Here is a 13,231-nt window from a genome sequence, read left to right on the forward strand (position 1 = left end):
CCGCTACATAGCGGCTTTTTCTTTACTTTAGGCGCTAGCGTTTTGCTGCGCGGCCTGAGGGCTTGTTCTTGCCCACTCTGGGCTTGGTATTGGCCTGATTAAACTGACCAAAGCCGCTGTGGCGCGTCAGCGCTTTCGTGCCCGGTTTGCGTCGGGTACTCCCTTTGCCTTCGCTGCGACCGGCCTCAGGTACCAAGCACTGTGGCCCGCGACCAATGAGATTCGCCTTGCCCATTTTCTTCAGGGCCTCGCGGATCATCGGCCAGCCAGCCGGATCGTGGTAACGCAAAATGGCTTTATGCAGACGGCGTTGCTTCGCCCCTTTAGGCACAGCCACCACTTCTTTGTTGTTTTTGATGTTACGCAACGAGTTCATCTCGGTATGATAGATGGTGGTTGCATTTGCCATCGGTGACGGATAGAAGTTTTGCACCTGATCCAATTTAAAGTCATGGGCTTTTAGCCATAGCGCCATGTTGACCATGTCTTCATCTTTGGTGCCCGGGTGTGCTGAGATAAAATAAGGGATCAGATACTGCTTTTTACCCGCTTCTTTAGAGTATTTATCAAATAACTCTTTGAACTTGTCATAGGTGCCCATGCCAGGCTTCATCATTTTAGACAAAGGTCCCTGCTCAGTGTGCTCAGGCGCAATTTTTAAATAACCGCCAACATGGTGGGTTACCAGCTCTTTGACATAACGCGGATCTTCAATGGCCAGGTCGTAACGCACACCCGAGGCGATGAGGATCTTTTTCACCCCTTCAACGTCACGTGCCTTGCGATATAGTTCTATGGTCGGAGTATGATCTGTGTCCATGTGCTTACAGATATCCGGATACACACACGACAGCCGACGGCAGGTGCTTTCCGCCTTTTTACTCTTACAGCGCAACTTATACATGTTGGCCGTCGGGCCACCCAAATCTGAAATCACGCCGGTAAATCCAGGCACTTTATCGCGGATCTGCTCAATTTCATCAATGATCGACTGCTCAGATCGGCTCTGAATAATGCGCCCTTCATGCTCAGTAATAGAGCAGAAACTACACCCACCAAAACACCCGCGCATGATGTTCACCGATGTTTTGATCATGTCGTAGGCCGGGATCTTTTCTTCCCCGTAGCTTGGGTGAGGAATGCGCTGATATGGTAAACCAAAGACCTCATCCATTTCGTCCGTTTCAAGCGGATAAGCAGGAGGGTTGACCCACACACTGCGATCGCCATGACGCTGGAACAAGGCCCGGGCACAACCCGGATTGGTTTCCTGGTGCAAAATCCTGGATGCATGTGCATATAGCGGTTTATTGACACTCACTTGCTCGTAAGCAGGCAACTTAACATAGACTTTTTCCCAGGGTTTCAGGCGGGGAGGTTGCACCATAATAGGTTGAGCCTGAGCTGCATCCTGCGCTTTTTCAGCCTGTACAAATTCCGACTTACTACAACCAACATCATCAGCGCCGTAAGGGTTTGGGATAGGATCAATTTTGCCTATTTTATCGATTGCCGTTGAGTCGCTACCGCGCCACTCAGGCAACGGCTCCTTACGGATCACCGCAGTACCGCGCACATCCTGTATGGTGTCAATCGATTCACCATTCGCGATACGATGCGCCACCTCAACCAACGGGCGCTCGGCATTGCCGTAGATCAGTAAGTCTGCTTTGGCATCAAAGATGATACTGCGGCGCACTTTTTCCTGCCAATAATCATAGTGTGCAATCCGACGCAAACTGGCTTCAATCCCCCCAATCACCAAAGGTACGTCTTTGTAAGCCTCGCGACAGCGTTGACTGTATACCACAACAGCACGATCCGGACGTTTACCACCGACATTGCCCGGCGTGTAAGCATCATCGTGACGAATGCGCTTTTCCGCTGTATAGCGGTTTATCATCGAGTCCATGTTGCCCGCAGTCACACCAAAGAACAGGTTCGGTTTGCCCAGACTCATAAAGGCGTCTTTGCTGGACCAGTCTGGCTGCGCGATGATCCCGACACGAAAGCCCTGCGCCTCTAACACCCGGCCTATCACTGCCATACCAAAACTGGGGTGATCCACATAGGCATCACCGGTCACTATGATGATATCGCAGCTATCCCAGCCCAGCGCATCCATCTCGGCGCGGCTGGTAGGAAGAAACGGGGCTGGACCATAACATTCGGCCCAGTACTTGGGGTAAGAAAAAAGCGGGCGCTCGGCCTGTAACGCATTCATGATGACGGCTCAATGCTGAAAAAAGAAGCGGATTATACTAAAAAGCACCATAGCTTCCCAGTACTAGCTTTTCAAATACGCCAGTAAATCGGCTTCAGCCATAGGTCTGGCAAAGAAAAACCCTTGTACTTCATTACATCCCAATGTACGCAAAATATCGGCTTGTTCTTGCGTTTCCACACCCTCAGCAATGGTTTTAAGGCCCAAATGGCGGCCTAAGGAGATCACCAGCTCGGCAATTGCGCCTGAGTCTTCGTGCGGGATCCCTTTCACAAATGCCCGATCAATTTTAAGTCTGGCAAGTGGCAGCTTTTGTAAATAACTCAACGAAGAGAAGCCAGTGCCAAAATCATCAATAGCGACTTCCACCCCAAAGGACTTCAGCTCACTCAAAGTATGTACCACAGTATTAATTTCATCCATCACCACGCTTTCCGTGACTTCAAGCTCAATTTTTTGTGGCTCAACATCATGATCCAGAATGGTTTGTTTAACCTGCTGTGCATAATTGGAGACCTTAAACTGCGGCACAGAGACATTGACGGCCACACTGATATCATGCCCCAGTGAACTCAGCTGCTTCTGCATCATACATGCCTGCTCCAGCACCCACTGGCCAATTTCGACAATCAGCCCGGCATCTTCTGCCAAGGGCACAAATACCGCAGGCGAAATGTAATCCCCCTTGCCGGTGGGCCACCTCAATAAGGCCTCACACCCAATTACCGTCATGGTTTGTAAACACAACTGAGGTTGATACCAGACCTCTAGTTTTCTTTGTTCAAAATCTTGTCGAAGCTGGCGGATCAAACCTAATCGCCAGGCCATTTTTTCTTCCAGATCAGAGCTATACCAGTTGAGCGTTTGGCGCCCTTGCTTTGCCTGGTTCAGAGCAATATAGGCCAGTTTCAAGGTTTCCAGGCCTTGTGGTGAAAAGTCAATTTGACAACATACGCCAATATGAAAATGCATTGTCAGTACATGCTCACCAACCTGGTAGGGCACAGTGAGCGCGTCTAAAAACAGGGTTTCGTCGAAACTTTGCTTGGGTAACAGTACCCCAAATACATCAGCACCAATACGCGACAATAATTCTCCCTGTGGGCATTCCTGCTGCAAGCGCTCTTTAACAGCCAATAGCAGCAAATTGCCCACTTCCTGGCCTAAGCCATTGTTGATATCCGAAAACTGCGCAATATCAATCAACACGAATACCAGCTGATCTTGCTCTGGTTTATAATACTGGGCTATCTGATCGACAAAGTTTGCCCGGTTCGGCAGACGGGTCAGCGCATCTTTATAGGCAACATCGCGCAGTTCATTGATCAGCTTAATATTATCCAGGCCCACACTGACATTGGTTAAAAAGATTTCTGCAAACTGCATCTGCGCCGCATTGGGTGGCTCTGCCAGTTCAAGATAAATAGCGGCACGGCGATTTTTACCTTGTAGTAAAAAGGTCACGTCGTGATCGGTTTGCTGATGAGCATCCATATCAAAGCAGTTTTGTACTTGCATGATCACTCTGCCGTTATCTATCTGCTCCAACCCCTGGCCAATGTGTGCTAAATAAGGTTGTGTACCGCCGAAGACCAGCACCTTTGCGTCTTTCTCTATCGCACCAGCCACCAGACCATGTGGCTCTGAGCCCAGGATCTTAGCCAACTGGTTGACCACAGACAGACCAAAAGAGGGCATATCCGTGTGGCCCAGGATCGCATGAGATGCCTCCAGAATATTGGTCAATGCCACACTTTGTTGTTCGAGCTCGCAGATTTGTTGATATGACCGAATGGCCGTCAATAAAGAGGTAACCAGCTTCCCACGGGTCAGCTCGGTTTTCATTTTGTAGTCATTGATGTCGTATTCACGAATGACTTTTTCTTCGGGGGCATAGCCCGGTTGCCCTGTACGCAAAATAATTCGCACGGCGTAGTTACCGAACTCATCACGCACTTTCTTTACCACCGACAGACCCGCATCATCACTTTCCATCACGACATCGAGTAACAAGATGCAAATTTCGGGATGCTGTGACAAAACCTCAAGTGCTTCTTTGCCCGAATAAGCATGATGAAATTTGAGCGCGCGCCCCCAGAACTCTACGCCGGATAAAGCCAGTTTTGTGACCGAATGGATCTCCGGATCGTCGTCCACAACCAGTACATCCCAATACGCGCTGACCGTTTCTTGTGAGTCATGCGTTGAGTCTTGATCCGCAAACAAAAACTCTTCTTGTTCTGACGCCATCATCAACCTTATGTTCAACTACTTAGTTTCTGCGCACATGGCATATTTGCCTATGTGTTATCTTTTAAATTATGATAGGTTTTTACTATCAAGATCCATACCCGTTAACACTCAAGTAATATTATAGTCGATGTTCAACAACTTGTGCTCGTTAACTAAATAATATAGCGGCTCTATGCAGGTTATGACAGCAACAATTTTTCGGACATTCACGTTCAGCATTGTTTTGATATTCGGCCTGGTTGTGGTCACCGCTTTACTTCCCTCTGACTACCGGGCGCAGACAACACAACGGATCACCATCAATGACCTGCAAACGGTAAAAACCTATTTAGATGCCAACCACTGGCAAGGATTATTGACGCCGCAAGCCGATTTACAGCTGCTCTTTCTGACTAACGCCAGCCAGGTCGGAGGGTATGGTGAATTGCAACACCCCTGGGGGCTGGCAGAAGTCACAGTACTGAGCCTGAGCCAACAGCACGTAACGGTACAACTCAGATTCAATGCTGAGCATGTCGCACATATCGAGCTATTACTCAAGCCACAAGCCGATATATTGGAGCTGCAGCTCAGCGCCCAAGGTGAGAACCACACACCGTTAATCGGAGGACTCTATGCGCGTTTTGCGGCCTATTATACAGAACAACAACTCAAATTAATGATGAACCAGCTGATCAGCCAGTTAAAACTGCGCGCACAAGGAGCGGTATGACAATAAAAAATGCCCAGGCCCGTTCCAGTTTAGCCCTTCTTATTGAAGAGAAACTGGGATATGCCATGATCAAACAGCCCAAAGCTGCGATTCAATCCGAAGACCGACGCTTTGCGCAAACGCCTAACCCCAATCAAAATCAATTTATTGTCCGCAGTGAACATGGGGTGCTCAAACGCGCACTGAAACGCAATCAATTGCAGCGTATTGCACAACAACGCAATATCGAGTCCATTATGGGGATGTCACTGACCTTGTGCCCGGATGTTACCAGCCGGGGGCGTCCGGACCCCGATTGGCTGGAGCATTTTATTGCCCTGGCAGAAGATATTGCCAATAGCGCCATGCAGAAACTCTGGGCGAAAATCCTGGTTGGTGAGTCAATCGCACCGGGCACCTTTTCAATCAAAAGCTTGCAAACATTGAAGCAGATGACACAGAAGGAAGCGGATGCCCTGCAGCGGTGTGCCTCCTTATGTGGCTACCTTGAGAAAGAAGACAGTTATTTAATTTTACTGGGCTTTTATAAAAAGCCTTCGCTGTTTGATTTACTTCGAAAAGGCACAAAAGAATCACTGAATCTGGCTCAGGCAGGGTTGAGCTTTCCTCATATTCTGACGCTAATGGACATTAACCTCATTTATCGACAAGAGATTGAATCTGCCAACCTGCAAAAGGGCCAGTCGCTGACGCTCGCCTATCAGGGTAAACACCTTGCCATCGAAGCCAACAGCAACGATCTGGTGCTGAGTTATTACAAACTGACGCAAACTGGCGATGAGCTGAAAAAGCTGATCAATACACCTGTCAATAAGACCTACAGGCAATTACTTTCAAAAGCTCTGGAAGAGGAGTTTACCCTGACCTGGGGTACCTGAAGAATGGGGAATGTATCAAAGCAACAAACAGCCCCTTGATACATTCCTGCTAAACGGTCTAGTTAGAAGTGCACCTGCAAGCCGGCAAATGGACCTGATGCATCGATATCTGTAGTGATGTCATCAACGTCATCCAATTCGACGACCATAGAGCGATAACCCGCACGAACTGCTACATCGACAGCCATATTATCGATGAACTCCCAGGCGACCCCAATCTGGAAGTCCTGGATCTTACTGTCATCAATTGCCAGCAAGCTGCCTTCAGCAAACACACTCAACCCGGTCAGTGGCAAACCCACTTCCCCTCTCAGATAACCCAGTGGGATAAAACCTGAAAAGTCGACAGTCTCTGTAGTGGTTTCACCATTGGCAAAACCCGTTACGCTGATCTCGCCATCAAAATGCTTAGCATTTAAACCAAAGTCGAACGAAATCAAATCGTTATCAAACAACTCGTAATACAAGATGTAATCCATGTGGTCTAAATCACCCACGGTATTTACCGTACCGCCCACGGTGAAGCTTTTATCACCGAAGTCGAAGGTTTCATTTAGTACCGCAGAACCATCTAGTTGTAACTCGGTATATTTGAGCTTAACGTTCGGGACGAGTGGTACCGGGTGCTCAAGCGCGGCGTAGAAGCTTGAGAAGTTTTTATCAGAAAAGTCAAAGTCTTGCTGATTACCCTTGTTCGCAAAGCTACCTTCAGGCTCTGCGCCCCACGCTTCACCACCTAGGTACAGACCTAACAGAGTGTCTGCTTGTGCTGCAGGTGCGAGGCAGGCCAGAGATAAGGCTGCCGCTAAACAGTACTTTTTCATTTATTTATCCTTGCGCTAAAAGTTCACTGAGTTCAATAAGAGCCGCATTGGCTCGGGAAATATAGTTCGCCATCACCAGTGAGTGATTGGCTACCAATCCAAAACCACTACCATTTAAAATCATCGGGCTCCACACGGTCTCCTGTGTGGCTTCAAGTTCCCGAATAATCTGTTGCAGGCTCACTTTTGCATTTTTCTTCTCGAGCACATCCGCAAAATCGTATTCTACCGCTCTTAAAAAGTGTAACAGGGCCCAGGTGGCACCGCGAGATTCATAAAATACATCATCAATCTTCCACCATGATGTTTTCACTTCATGGTGATTCGCCGCATAGGTTGCCTGATTAGCAGCACTGTCACCTGCCAGATCGGTGTTCAGCCTATCCTGACCGACACTGGCACTCAATCGTTGGCTTAAACTCCCCATCCGTTTTTCCGCTTCTTTTAGCCAGCCTCTGAGATTATCCGCACGGGCATAAAACTGACTAGTTTGATCGGCCGGGTTGGAAATTTGTAGCAGGTAATCATTAAGGTGAGCAATACCAGTACGATACTCCCCTTCTGCACTGGGCCATAACCACGCCGTGGAACTAATGTTAAATTGTGGCTGGGCTTTTTTCAGGCTGGGATGTTCAGTCGATTGCGACTGAGAGCGACTAAAATCTTTGCGCATAGACAAGGCCATATCGCGCACCATCTCAAGCGCACCATATTCCCATGCCGGCATGTTATCCATCATCACACTGGGTGGTAGTACGTCATTAGACAAATAACCACCGGGTTTATCGAGTAAAGTTTGCGATACTGTGATTAAAGTATGGGTCGTCACATAGCCCGTCACCAGCTGGGTATTTGATTGCTCAGCATGACGTTTAGCACTGCCGACCACATCGAACTGGTCGGGCTCAACACTCCAGTAAACTGCGAGGCCATACCCCAGCAGCAATACTGCGACCAGGCCGGCCCAAATCTTACCCATGTGATTGTGTGTGTTGTGATCCATCAATACTCCTAGTGATGCTGATGTCCATTTTTCGCGTTATGCATCTGCGCTTTAAGCGACACCACTTCAATCAAGCCATAGACGCGATTGCCATCAGCAAAATATAGTGTAAGTTTACGATTTTCGCCTACTTTTAATGGTTTGGTCGGCTCAAATGCCATCAGGTGATAGCCACCGGGCTTAAACTCAACTTGACTGTTAGGCGCAATCTCCAGTTTTTCTATCTTTTGCATGCGCATCATGCCATTAACATGTGCGTGTTCGTGGACCTCCACTCGCCCAAGCCCTTCAATTTCAGCTTTGACTAGTGTCACCGCTTGTTGGCTGCTATTGGCAAGTGTGAAGTAACCGGCAGTAGAGCTGGCCGCGGGCAAAAAGTCACGCAGTGTTGCGTGCGTCAGTTGCACTACGCCCTGTTCGGCGTGCGCATGGTGATGAGATTCGCCATGCGTGTGGTCCGGATGTGCCTGTGACATCCAAGGCAATGAACACAGCATAAAAAAGGCTAAATTTTTGATCATAAGCGCTTTCCTTGTTGAGTATAGTCCGTTTACTATACCACATTGCCCCTAGTTTAACGCGCTTTCATCACCATTTCTTTACAGCCGCACGCACTCGCAAAGGTGCTACACCTTAATACAGCACCTCTGGCCAGACGCCTTAACATAGCGCCTGCTTATCGCTCACCAACCAGCCTATTGCAACCAGAAACAATAGCGGAATGGCAATCAGCACCGAGTTAAATAGTAATGCTAACACTAGCCCAATGAGCACAACTAATATCACGCCAAACAACCCTATGCTCAGCAATGCCAGTAAGGCAAAAACGGCGATCATCGCGACAAACAGGCTAAGCATTTCAATCCCGACCCAACTCACATCCAAAATGACCTCTGGCACACTAAACCAGGCCAAGGGAGAGGACACCCAGGAAAACGCCGATAACACAACCAAACCAATCAATAAGATCAATGCCGCTTTCATAATGCCCCCTAAGTGCGCTCCGACAGCATTATCCAGGCGATAAAGTACGCCATCGCAACTAACACAGGTGCTTTTAATGCCAACAACACTGTGATTAGGCGAACCAACCAGGTTGGCATATCCAGTCTGTTTGCCAGCTTGCTACATACCCCACCCAGTTTTTTACGGGGTGGTTGCGAGCGTGTTGTATTGTAATAAGTATCATGTTCTGTCATCAGAGTTCTCCTCATTGCTGCTACACCGGGTACGCTTCAGTTACCTGTGTTGCAAATGCCTAAGCCGGTTGATTTCTTTGTTTCAATTCAGCCAATGCCTTGTCCACCTGCTCTTCTCGAGCGAGGGTTTCCAGTGCCTGCCACTGTGCTTGCTCGTTACTGACCAGTTCATAACTGTCTACCTCAGCTTCTACCCGTTCAACCTTACGCTCCAAATGCTCAAAGCGGGTGAGGGCTGCCGCTATCGACTGTTGACCAGCCACACTGCGCGCTTTCAGCTGAGTGGTGGCAGTGTGCTCCCGGCGAGCCAGCTGCGCCTCTTTTTGTCGCAATTGGGCTAGTTTATTACTCAGCGATTGTGCATCTTGCTCTAATTTGTCGTAGACCTGTTGCAGCTGTGCTGCCTCCTCTTCAATTTGTTGCAGCGCCTGTTGACATGCTTGTTTTTCCATCAGTGCAGCCCGGGCCAAATCTTCGCGGTCTTTTTGCAAGGCATACTCAGCCTGCTGCTGCCACTGTTCAGCTTTTTTATTCACCGCTTGCTCTCGGCGCACCAACGCTTTTTGTTCACAGATCACCTGTACCACAGTACTGCGACACTCTGTCAGTGCCTCTTCCAGCTCAGTCAGTATCTGACGCTGATTTTTCTTGGGATCATCTGCTTTGTCGAGCAACGCATTGAACTCGGCTTTGATTAAATCTTCAATTCGATCGATTAAGGCCATGACAGGCTCCTTGAATAAGCTAATGTTGATTAACTTATTCCAAGGTTTATGCCAGAATTCTCAATACCAAACAAATCAAAAGCTTAGCTAAAAAATTGAAAAGGTGGGAAGAGAAGTAAGAAAGAGAGGTTGGTCAAAAAAGCGCATAATTAGCTTTTTTGACCAAAACAAGAACTATAGTTCCGGAACAAAGGTCAGCGCTTTTTCCATGACACTGATATCGGCGCTTTTACCATGGCCATTTTCCGACAAGTGACGGCGGAAGCCGCGTGCCCCAGGTTGGTTCTGGAAAATCCCCAGCATATGGCGGGCAATATGCCAAAAGTTAGCCCCCTTCGACATCTCTGATTCAATATAGTCATACATACTACGGACCACCTGATGACGGGTCTGGGTAAACGCTGGAGCGCCATACAGAGCACAGTCAACTTCAGCGAGCATAAACGGGTTGCTGTAGGCTTCACGACCTATCATCACGCCATCCAGATGTGCCAGATGGTGCTGACATTCTTCAATGGTTTTAACGCCGCCATTGATACTGATGTGCAGATCCGAATAATCCTGCTTAAGTTTGTACACGCGCGGATAATCCAGCGGCGGAATCTCACGATTTTCCTTTGGACTTAAACCCTGTAGCCAGGCTTTACGAGCATGAATAATAAAGTCATCACAGCCCGCTGTTTTTGAGGCGTCAATCAGGCGAGTCAAAAACTCATACGAATCCTGCTCATCAATACCAATCCGGGTTTTCACCGTAACCGGTATGGAGACTTCACTTTTCATTGCAGCAACACACTCAGCCACCAGCTCAGGCTCTGCCATCAAACAGGCGCCAAAGCGACCATTTTGTACTCTGTCTGATGGACAACCCACATTGAGGTTCACTTCGTTATAGCCGTATTGCTCAGCACGCTTAGCACATTCAGCTAAGGCTTCGGGATCAGATCCACCCAGTTGCAGTGCCACTGGCATTTCGTGCTCACCAAAGTGCAAATAATCGCCTTTACCAAAGATGATGGCACCAGTGGTGATCATTTCGGTATACAGTACCGCATGCTTAGTTAGCTTACGATGAAAGGTCCGGCAATGGCGATCCGTCCAATCCAACATGGGTGCAACGGAAAAGCGACGAAACGCTGAATCGCCTGTATTTACTGCGCTTGTGCCTGAATTATCTGTATTTGTCATACTACCTCTGAAACGCCCGATTGAGCGGTTCCAAACCGCTACCAGCGTCAATAACCGAACCACATCCCAGCCCATGCTCTGCAAGTAAGGCGCAGCTTGTGGTCATCAAAATAGATAAGCCGAGAATTATACACGCTGTTGCGGGGAGTTTCATCCAGCGATGATGCCTTGAAAAGAGAAGCGGCCAAAACAGGCCGCTTTTTGAGGGTTACCCTTTATATCCGTGCGGGTTTTGGCTTTGCCAGCGCCAGGTGTCCTGCATCATTTCATCAATGCCGCGCTCAGCTCGCCATCCCAGCTCGTTAAACGCTTTTTCAGGTGCCGCATAACAGGCCGCGATGTCGCCATCACGACGCGGTTTAATTTCATAATTCACGGGTTTACCTGCCGCTTTTTCAAACGCTTTAACCATGTCAAGCACCGAATAACCATTACCTGTACCCAGATTAAAAATATGCGTCCCTACCTGAGCAGCAATCTTGTCCAACGCTTTGAGATGACCAATAGCAAGATCTACAACATGAATGTAATCACGGATCCCCGTGCCATCATGTGTGTCATAGTCATTCCCAAAAACACCCAGCGTGTCTAACTTGCCCACCGCAACCTGTGCAATATAAGGCAACAGGTTGTTCGGAATACCATTGGGATCTTCCCCTATTCGACCAGATATATGCGCTCCTACTGGGTTGAAATAACGCAAAATCGCAAATGCCCAGCGAGTATCTGACTTAGCTAAGTCTTGTAGGATCATCTCCACCATCAGCTTAGAGGTACCATACGGGTTAGTCGTCCCTCCCACCGGGAAATCTTCACGAATAGGTAAGCTGGCCGGATCGCCATACACTGTCGCAGAAGAACTAAATACCAACTGAAATACGCCAGCATCGCGCATCGCATCCAGCAAGGTTAACGTTCCCTGGACATTATTTTGGTAATATTCAACCGGCTTCTGCACCGACTCACCCACCGCCTTTAATCCCGCAAAGTGGATCACCTGCTTTATCTGGTGCTGTGCAAAAACTCGGTCGAGAAATGCTTTGTCACAAATATCGCCCTGGTAAAACGTCGCGGTACGCCCAGTTAATGCCTCTACACGCTGCAAAGACTGCTGGGAGGAATTACATAAGTTATCGACAACAATCACTTCCTTGCCTTCACTAAGCAACTCCAGCACGGTATGCGAACCAATATACCCGGCACCACCGGTAACTAAGACGGTCATAGTAATTTTCCTAAAAATATATCTGTGTCCATTGTAATTGATCCCAACCAGTGTGTCAGTGTTTTGCACTCAATGGCGACCCTAGCTATGCCTGGTCACACACAAATACCAATCGCGCTCCTTGCTTGCTCAAGCGTGAAATCGTCCCAGGGCAATAGGCTGACAAATTTCGCCAAAGCAAGACCTTATCAGGGTTATCCAGATGTCGGGTATATATACGACCGGCAATGGCATAGGCAATCGTATTGTCATCAAACCAAGTGTAATAATGTACGCTACTTGGTAATGCAAAATGCGGTGTCACCGCCTGAGTTTGTGCATCGAAGCTGGCAAACCATTGCTGACCTTGTGAAGTATAAGTAAAACTATATAGATTCCGCGTAGCATTATAGGCCAGTGTGCGACCGACGTCGCTGGCGACCAATTTGGGTAAATGCCCTTTTAAATCGGTGAATTGTAAAGTGTGCGGCTCACCAAGAATAAACATGACCAGTTGCTCATCCCTACCCCAAGCGTGATAACCGACCGGAGCAATATGCTCAAACACACGCCGTGGTGATTGTGTCTCCGAAAATGGATAAAACCATAGCTTTTGCGAACCATCGGCTTCGACGACCACAGCAGAGAGGCCATCGTCAAAGGGATATATCGTGGGCGAGTATTCCGACACCGGCGTATTGGTCAGGTTTCGAGCCTCATGCGTGGCAAAATCGTAAAAAAACAGGTCGGTCTGGCCCCCGTTCTGGCTCTTTACCTGTTGGGTAAAATACACTCCATTGTCGACAACCAAAGGTTGGTTGTGATAACCATCAGCCGCGCTGATTGGCTTCACCGACAATGAGCCGGATTGCTCTTCAGCCAACCACAACTGCGAGGCCGGCATCGCCTTGAGTGTCCCCATAATGCCCCATAGTAACCCAGTGGCGATGATCTTTTGCAACAGTGTCATTGTGTTATATTCCTTGTTTTTTCAACTATCATACCGAGCGACAGCAGGAAC

General features: G+C 48.4%; 13 protein-coding genes. 2 read left to right on the forward strand and 11 right to left on the reverse strand.

The window, feature by feature from the left end:
* Nucleotides 1-34: 34 nt before the first annotated feature.
* Together CWC22_RS17660 and CWC22_RS17665 are read right to left on the reverse strand one after the other, a co-directional pair.
* Entirely contained in the window at nucleotides 35-2,224 is a 2,190-nt protein-coding gene (locus CWC22_RS17660; protein ID WP_125558885.1) for a YgiQ family radical SAM protein, read from the reverse strand.
* A gap of 63 nt (nucleotides 2,225-2,287) precedes the next feature.
* Nucleotides 2,288-4,474 carry an EAL domain-containing protein gene (locus CWC22_RS17665; protein WP_125558883.1) on the reverse strand — a complete coding sequence of 729 codons (2,187 nt, stop codon included), beginning with the start codon at nucleotides 4,472-4,474 and terminating at the stop codon, nucleotides 2,288-2,290.
* 184 nt (nucleotides 4,475-4,658) lie between these two features.
* Here CWC22_RS17665 and CWC22_RS17670 point away from each other — a divergent pair, with 184 nt between their 5' ends.
* Nucleotides 4,659-5,189, forward strand: coding sequence for a hypothetical protein (locus CWC22_RS17670; protein WP_125558881.1), 531 nt, complete (start codon nucleotides 4,659-4,661; stop codon nucleotides 5,187-5,189).
* On the forward strand, nucleotides 5,186-6,067 hold the full coding sequence (locus CWC22_RS17675) for a TIGR03899 family protein (protein WP_125558879.1): 882 nt from the start codon (nucleotides 5,186-5,188) through the stop codon (nucleotides 6,065-6,067). The genes CWC22_RS17670 and CWC22_RS17675 overlap by 4 nt, the downstream gene beginning before the upstream one ends.
* Before the next feature lie 62 nt (nucleotides 6,068-6,129).
* Here the strand turns inward: CWC22_RS17675 and CWC22_RS17680 are convergent, their stop codons facing one another.
* The 9 genes from CWC22_RS17680 to CWC22_RS17720 form a co-directional block, all read right to left on the reverse strand.
* Complete coding sequence (locus tag CWC22_RS17680) at nucleotides 6,130-6,891, reverse strand: TIGR04219 family outer membrane beta-barrel protein (protein WP_125558877.1); 762 nt, start codon at nucleotides 6,889-6,891, stop codon at nucleotides 6,130-6,132.
* A gap of 4 nt (nucleotides 6,892-6,895) precedes the next feature.
* On the reverse strand, nucleotides 6,896-7,894 hold the full coding sequence (locus CWC22_RS17685) for a DUF2333 family protein (RefSeq protein ID WP_138537398.1): 999 nt from the start codon (nucleotides 7,892-7,894) through the stop codon (nucleotides 6,896-6,898).
* 8 nt (nucleotides 7,895-7,902) lie between these two features.
* Nucleotides 7,903-8,415: a copper chaperone PCu(A)C gene (locus CWC22_RS17690; protein WP_138537396.1), complete on the reverse strand. Its 513-nt coding sequence runs from the start codon at nucleotides 8,413-8,415 to the stop codon at nucleotides 7,903-7,905.
* Nucleotides 8,416-8,554: 139 nt separating this feature from the next.
* On the reverse strand, nucleotides 8,555-8,878 hold the full coding sequence (locus CWC22_RS17695) for a hypothetical protein (RefSeq protein ID WP_125558871.1): 324 nt from the start codon (nucleotides 8,876-8,878) through the stop codon (nucleotides 8,555-8,557).
* An 8-nt stretch (nucleotides 8,879-8,886) separates the two neighbouring features.
* Nucleotides 8,887-9,093, reverse strand: a complete 207-nt coding sequence (locus tag CWC22_RS17700) for a PspC domain-containing protein (RefSeq protein ID WP_125558869.1) — start codon at nucleotides 9,091-9,093, stop codon at nucleotides 8,887-8,889.
* Between the two features lie 59 nt (nucleotides 9,094-9,152).
* Nucleotides 9,153-9,818, reverse strand: a complete 666-nt coding sequence (locus CWC22_RS17705) for a PspA/IM30 family protein (RefSeq protein WP_125558867.1) — start codon at nucleotides 9,816-9,818, stop codon at nucleotides 9,153-9,155.
* 174 nt (nucleotides 9,819-9,992) lie between these two features.
* Complete coding sequence (gene dusA / locus CWC22_RS17710) at nucleotides 9,993-11,006, reverse strand: tRNA dihydrouridine(20/20a) synthase DusA (RefSeq protein ID WP_138537394.1); 1,014 nt, start codon at nucleotides 11,004-11,006, stop codon at nucleotides 9,993-9,995.
* A 208-nt stretch (nucleotides 11,007-11,214) separates the two neighbouring features.
* Nucleotides 11,215-12,231, reverse strand: coding sequence for a UDP-glucose 4-epimerase GalE (galE, locus tag CWC22_RS17715; RefSeq protein WP_125558863.1), 1,017 nt, complete (start codon nucleotides 12,229-12,231; stop codon nucleotides 11,215-11,217).
* Nucleotides 12,232-12,316: 85 nt separating this feature from the next.
* Nucleotides 12,317-13,180, reverse strand: a complete 864-nt coding sequence (locus CWC22_RS17720) for a hypothetical protein (protein WP_138537391.1) — start codon at nucleotides 13,178-13,180, stop codon at nucleotides 12,317-12,319.
* Nucleotides 13,181-13,231 lie beyond the last annotated feature (51 nt).

This window comes from Pseudoalteromonas rubra (assembly GCF_005886805.2).
In the GTDB taxonomy this organism is placed as follows: domain Bacteria; phylum Pseudomonadota; class Gammaproteobacteria; order Enterobacterales; family Alteromonadaceae; genus Pseudoalteromonas; species Pseudoalteromonas rubra_D.